Here is a 2,664-nt window from a genome sequence, read left to right as displayed (position 1 = left end):
CCTTTGGTTTTTGTTCTACATTTTTCTCTCTGGCGTTATTGCTCCCTTGGAAGCTTTTCCCGATACAGTACGACAGATTGTTTTACTTACCCCCTTTCCCTACGGTGTTTACTTCCCCGCCACCGCTTTGGTTGGTTTACCTCTACCTTTTTTTCGCAGTTTACTAATTATTGGTATTTGGATCGGTCTATTTGCTCTACTTAACCGTTGGCTCTGGCGCCAGGGCTTAAAACAATACTCCGGCATGGGAGCTTAAATTTTGGCGATCGCCGCCGGATCAACACAGCCAAAATTCAGTACATAAAAATTGACTGGGAGTGGAGGCAATTGTCATTGCATGCGGAGGAATTAAGCAATACTTAGTATCGTGCAGCGGCAAACAATAACTATCAAAGTTTCAATCGGGCTCCCTTTAAAATAGGAAAAGATCAAAATACACCCTAGGTGATCATGGCAACAACAGCGGATGAAGTCTGGCAATTATTGGGAGAGCTAATCCAAGCTCAGAAGGAAACAGAGCGCCAACTTAAGGAGCAACGAGAGGAAGTTGATCACCGGTTTCAAGAAGAAAGGGAGGAGGCAGAACGCCGGTTTCAGGAGCAACGGGAAGAAACTGATCGCTGGTTTCGGGAACAACGGGAGGAAACTGATCGCCAAATCAAGGAGTTAAGACAACAGTCCCAAAAAACCGATCGCCAAATTCGAGAATTAGGTAAACAAATTGGCGGGCTGGGGCAAAAATTCGGCAGTTTCACGGAAGGTTTAGCGTTGCCCTCCATGGAAACCATTCTCCGTGAAAAATTTGGCATGGAAGTGGTCACCCCTAGTGTCCGGGTCAGCAAACAGGGCAAACATATTGAACTTGATGTAATGGCCTATGCCAACGGAGACGTTAAGACAGCCATCGTTGTGGAAGTCAAAAGCCATGCCCGCTCAGAATCCATCGGTCAACTAATTAACCATCTCCAGTGTTTTCGAGAATTTTTCCCTGAACACCAAGACAAAAAGTTATATGGCATCCTCGCTGCGGTGGATCTGTCCAATGCGGTCAAAGAAGAGGTACTCAAGGCTGGGTTATACACTGCCCGCATTCGGGATGAAATCTTTGAACTAGATACCCCCGCCACCTTCCAGCCTCGGGTTTGGTAATGGCATTGCTAAGGCATAAGCGGAAAAGACCTGGTTTGGATTGCCCCCAGGATAACCAGATAAAATGGGAACCTAATCACCCTTTTGCCTAAATCTGTGAAAACCTTAGCCTACGCTGACCCCGCTGAACTGTTTGCTTTTCCATTGGACGACTTCCAACAAGAGGCGATCGCCGCCCTGGATCAAGACCAGTCAGTGGTGGTGTGTGCGCCTACCGGTTCCGGTAAAACGGTGGTGGGAGAATATGCTATCTATCGGGCCATTGCCCGGGGAAAAAGGGTTTTTTATACCACCCCCCTCAAAGCTTTATCCAATCAAAAAATTCGGGATTTCCAGGAAAAATTAGAGAAGTTAGGTCTAGAAAATGCTGAACAATTAGTGGGCTTAATTACCGGCGATACGGTGATCAATGCCGATGCTCCAGTGGTGGTAATGACCACGGAAATTTTTAGGAATATGCTCTACGAAACCCCCATTGGGGAAGTGGGGACTTCTTTGGAAGATGTGGAAACGGTGGTGTTTGACGAAGTCCATTACATCAGCGACCGGGGCCGGGGCACCGTATGGGAAGAGTCAATAATTTACTGTCCCAGCACCATTCAACTGGTGGGTTTGTCCGCCACCATTGGCAATCCAGAACAATTGACAGAATGGATTAACCAAGTCCGCACTGGGGTATCCCTGAAAGTCTTGCGTCAAGGGGAACAGCACAATGATTCTCCCCCCTGTGTGCTGGTTAATTCCGATTTTCGTCCGGTGCCCCTCACCTTTCACTACAGCACCCGCAAAGGTTTATTTCCCCTGCTGAACGAGAAAAAAACCGGGGTGAATGCCCGTTTACTACCCAAGGCTGGCAATAAAAATACCCGTTCTGGTAAAAATCGACGGATGCGTCGGGAAGATTGTCCCTATCCCCTGGTAGTGATGCAACAGTTACAGGAAAGGAATTTGTTGCCGGTAATTTATGTGATTTTTAGCCGTCGGGGCTGTGAACAGGCGGCCCAATCCTTAGAAGATTTATCTTTGGTGGAACCGGCGGAACAGGAAAGTATCCAACTGCAACTGCTCGATTTTTTCTTTGGCAAAAATCCCCTGCTGCGGCAGAAGTTGGAACGGGATTTGGCGGATGGTTTACCGGATATGGTCCAAGCGGTCATTGCCTATTTGGATTATCCCCAGGATGGCGCGGCGGCCCAAAAACTATTAACTGCCCTGGCGATCGACCCGGAAGGTATGTTCAAACTCTGGGGCTGGATTGCCCAATCTTCCCCCATGACTCGGTTGGAGCAGATTGAACCCCTTTTACGGGGCATTGCGGTACACCATGCGGGTATTTTGCCGGATATGAAAACCCTGGTGGAAAAGTTATTTGAGCAGGGCTTGATTAAGGTGGTGTTTGCCACGGCGACCCTATCGGCGGGGATTAATATGCCAGCCCGCACGACGGTGATCTCTGCCCTCTCAAAACGTACCAATGAAGGGCACGCCATGCTTAGTCCCTGTCTCTTAAACACA

At 48.4% G+C, this 2,664-nt stretch carries 3 protein-coding genes; all 3 read left to right on the top strand.

What is annotated here, in order from left to right:
* The coding region (locus tag IQ219_RS18825; protein WP_194073625.1) for an ABC-2 family transporter protein at nt 1-256 on the top strand (256 nt) is incomplete at its 5' end.
* A gap of 194 nt (nt 257-450) precedes the next feature.
* Nucleotides 451-1,149: a DUF3782 domain-containing protein gene (locus IQ219_RS18820; RefSeq protein WP_194073624.1), complete on the top strand. Its 699-nt coding sequence runs from the start codon at nt 451-453 to the stop codon at nt 1,147-1,149.
* 96 nt (nt 1,150-1,245) lie between these two features.
* Nucleotides 1,246-2,664 (top strand): DEAD/DEAH box helicase (locus tag IQ219_RS18815; protein WP_194073623.1); only part of this gene is annotated, 1,419 nt, incomplete at its 3' end.

It is taken from the genome of Synechocystis sp. LEGE 06083 (genome assembly GCF_015207725.1).
Taxonomy (GTDB): domain Bacteria; phylum Cyanobacteriota; class Cyanobacteriia; order Cyanobacteriales; family Microcystaceae; genus Synechocystis; species Synechocystis salina.
The sequence above is the reverse complement of the archived record's forward strand: the minus strand, read 5'-3'. Positions and strand labels throughout refer to the sequence as shown.